The sequence below is a fragment of the Yoonia sp. R2-816 genome, from assembly GCF_046762905.1.
Lineage (GTDB): Bacteria > Pseudomonadota > Alphaproteobacteria > Rhodobacterales > Rhodobacteraceae > Yoonia.
Window position 1 is genome coordinate 1 of sequence record NZ_JBKQXN010000273.1, and the last position, 2,837, is coordinate 2,837.

4 protein-coding genes and 1 pseudogene are annotated in these 2,837 nt (G+C 52.7%); 2 read left to right on the plus strand and 3 right to left on the minus strand.

Going from position 1 to position 2,837, the window contains the following annotated elements; translation table 11 throughout:
* A pseudogene (locus tag ACFWW2_RS16745) lies at positions 1-216 on the minus strand (IS110 family transposase); the annotation flags it as partial.
* A gap of 318 nt (positions 217-534) precedes the next feature.
* On the opposite strand from ACFWW2_RS16745, the gene ACFWW2_RS16750 reads away from it, so the two are divergent.
* On the plus strand, positions 535-1,314 hold the full coding sequence (locus ACFWW2_RS16750; RefSeq protein ID WP_393929796.1) for a B12-binding domain-containing protein: 780 nt from the start codon (positions 535-537) through the stop codon (positions 1,312-1,314).
* Positions 1,307-1,975: a hypothetical protein gene (locus ACFWW2_RS16755; RefSeq protein WP_393929798.1), complete on the plus strand. Its 669-nt coding sequence runs from the start codon at positions 1,307-1,309 to the stop codon at positions 1,973-1,975. The genes ACFWW2_RS16750 and ACFWW2_RS16755 overlap by 8 nt, the downstream gene beginning before the upstream one ends.
* Positions 1,976-2,177: 202 nt before the next feature.
* On the opposite strand, the gene ACFWW2_RS16760 is transcribed toward ACFWW2_RS16755, so the two are convergent.
* Complete coding sequence (locus tag ACFWW2_RS16760) at positions 2,178-2,546, minus strand: hypothetical protein (RefSeq protein WP_393929800.1); 369 nt, start codon at positions 2,544-2,546, stop codon at positions 2,178-2,180.
* A 46-nt stretch (positions 2,547-2,592) separates the two neighbouring features.
* Positions 2,593-2,796: a hypothetical protein gene (locus tag ACFWW2_RS16765; protein ID WP_393929802.1), complete on the minus strand. Its 204-nt coding sequence runs from the start codon at positions 2,794-2,796 to the stop codon at positions 2,593-2,595.
* Positions 2,797-2,837 lie beyond the last annotated feature (41 nt).

The following is a 2,837-nucleotide window of genomic DNA, read 5'->3' on the forward strand; positions in this document are numbered from 1 at the left end:
CTTTGCCTCATGTCCAAGTTCCTGAATCTCCCGCGTCCAGAAATGAGCACCGCCGCAAGCTTCAAAAACAACGATACTTGCGGGTTGGGATTCCATGAACTTTCGAAACCGAGGTCGGGAGAGCTTCTTTCGAAATTTGACTTCCCCTGTCAGCGAAGCACCATGAAGCTGAAACACATTCTTTGCCAAGTCTACACCGATCATTGTATCAATCATATTGCCGTCCTCTCTCAATTGTGGCCGTGTACGACCACATCTTTGGCACATTGCGATGCCGTCTGGGGAGGGCGGCAACCATCCCATCTCTTCGCGGCCATAGGAGCCCCAGCAGCATTAGCTTGGTGGCAGGCCACGCACACATTCGAGGACGGCCCAGAGGAGACATCAAATCAACTTACTTGATGCTGTGGCGCAGCGCATGAGACCGGACATTTGCGGCGTAGCCGAGGAACCGTTATTTAACCTGTCAATCAAGCTGGTCATTCCTGCACAACAAACTATGTTCGTCACTGGGGCAGTACTGCAGAGCGGTGAGTGACAGGTTTGGTTGATGAGCTATACGAGGATTGCGAGCAAACCGCCGGCTGGGCGATGCAAGGGATTAGCGATCTTGCATCTATTCTCATACATTCCGGTTGGTTCCATCCAGAACAGTCATCTCGCGATACTATGAGCAGTGCGTTCTTTTCAGCCCTTGGTTCGCGAGACGTATCTAAGGCGACTGAGCTTGGCCAGCTATCGGGCAATTGGCCCGCGCTAGCGATGGGAGCCATAACACAGCTCGATCAAGCCTGGCAGGATGATACGCTCTCAATTGGAGACATAACGGAAGCCTATTGGACACTGCGACGGACGCTTGACGCGCTTACCGCAAATCCTGTTCGAGCCACTGGGCGGTCTCTCTCAATTGGCGCTGCAGTTGTCTATGTTCCAAGTTCTGAGCAGCACACCTTTGGACCGCAGATGCTCGTCGACAAGATCAACCGGGCAGGATGGGATGCTCAGCTCTGGCATAGCTTAGGTTCAAGCGCCATTATGGAACAGCTAAGTTCCAAGCACGTGGATGTGCTCGGCATCTCAGTCGGCACGGACAATCGCCTGCATGGTCTGGCAGACTTAATCTCCGATGTAAGATTTTGCTCAATCAACCCTGACATCAAGATAGTCATTGGGGGTAGCGCAATCTGCGGTACGTCAGTCCAGTATGAGTTTCTGGGGGCTGATTGGGTCGCGGCCTCGGCCGAAGATTCACTGCAGTTCTTTCAGCATGGATGGAGCGAACTGCAGCGTCGCGAGGGACGATTCAATGGCTGAACAACCAAAAGACCAGCGAAGCGAAGATCCTTGGCGCGGTTATGATGCTGCGGCTCTTCTGGCCATGAGTGGCGATGTCAGCATTCTTCTGTCTGCAGATAGTATGGTACTCGACGTCATGGTGCCGGAGAGAGAGAAGTTTGGCGCAAATCTGAGAACAAAATGGCTTGGTCAGGCGTTCGCGCAGATTGTGGCAAAGGATAGTTTGGGTAAGATTGAGCCATTGCTAGGTTTCAATGCCAGAGTTTTATCGAAGAGCGACAGATGGCGGCACCTCAATTTCTTGGTGGACGGTACCGGTGAGATTCCACTTCTCGCCAAGCACTTCCGCGTTGAAACGCCATATGGAAATGTGCGGCAAGTTGTTTGCCGAGACCTGCGCCCGATGACCGAGTTAAATGCGCGTTGGCAGGACGAGAACAGTCGATTGCTCGAACAGGTCGCTCAAGCAACCGCAACCAACGAGGCCAATACATTTGCAGTCGATCTGGTCGGTTCCGCCCCTCTTGCGGACATCATGGCCGCCGCCATTGATGAGGTGGCCAATATCTGCATTGAGCAATCTTTGAAGTCCTGTGACGGCGACGAGACAGCAGCCGCGCAACTGCTCGGCATCACCGTCGCGGAGCTGAGGCGGCGGCGCACTACCTCATTCCATTGATGAAATTCGAACCAAAGATCTGTTAACACGACTCCATCCGGCCCATTCCTGCCTTTCACCGACCTGTTGAGATGCTGCGGTGGCAGCCCACTTTGCGGCCGTTCGCTGCAGGCGAAAAATCGGATCGTCGGCGAACTGGAAGTGTGCGGGACAAACCGGTCAAATTGGAAAACTGAGTGAAAGGCAGTTTCTCGAAAAGAAATTAATTCTCGCTCCATACCACTTCGCAGCCGTATCCAGAAAATTCACCCCAACTAAGGACAATTTGTCTAGTTGGGTTATCGCCTTCCACGATCCCATGAAACCATGAAACCATGAAACCATGAAACCAAAAATCAACATGGTGGTCCATACAACCCTGAAGTGAAGTGATGACGTTCGTATCCACGTGACCGCAGTGGATGCAGAACATCCGCCAATAGCGGTTAACGGCTCTACCCTCAGCCTTCTCCCAGCTGACGCGCTTTGCTCTTTGCAGGCATTTGGGGCATTCGCAATTTGTACCAATTGCGGTTTCTTTGAGTTCGAGGATATTGCTCATGTGAAACACTTGGATGTCTTTGTCTAGCATGTCCGTTTGTCCTTGTGGCATGGCGTGCCTGCTGTTCAGGTTGGCATCAATCAGGCCAGCGGTTGAGCTGTCGCGCGCACGCGCTCATTGCCAGCGCAACGGTCAGTTTGACTTCGACGTCATCACCGGCCTTTGCACTGGCAACCCATCGCTGGGCTTGGTTTCGGCCAACACCTAAAACACGCACAACGTCGATTGCGCTGCTGCATTTCGCTTTTTCCATCCAATTCAGAAAATCGTCGGCCTTCATCATATCACCCTGTCATCAGGGTGTTGATGACAAGCAAAATC